At 67.4% G+C, this 236-nt stretch carries 1 protein-coding gene; it reads right to left on the reverse strand.

Annotated elements, in window-relative coordinates; all coding sequences use genetic code 11:
• Positions 1 to 236: hypothetical protein (locus O4H49_RS20590; RefSeq protein ID WP_331283780.1), on the reverse strand; the 236-nt coding region annotated here is incomplete at both ends.

Genomic DNA, 236 nt, shown 5'->3' on the forward strand with positions numbered 1-236 from the left:
GTTCTGGATGATCAATCGCTCGCCGGCGCGGGTCGCCATGGTGTCGAGGCCGGGATGATCGAATTTCAGCGGCCTGGTCTCGTTGAGGCCCCGCATGAAGCTTTCCACGGCATCGCGGGCCACGGGCCTCAGCCCGAACACATGGGCGCCCGCGATCGTCGCCTCGGCGCAGCCGGCGGCAAGGCGGTTGAGCGCCTTGTGCAGGTCCATGACGAGGCGATGCAGCGTATCGGCAC

Origin of the sequence: Kiloniella laminariae (assembly GCF_027214005.1) — a bacterium.
Lineage (GTDB): Bacteria > Pseudomonadota > Alphaproteobacteria > Kiloniellales > Kiloniellaceae > Kiloniella > Kiloniella laminariae_A.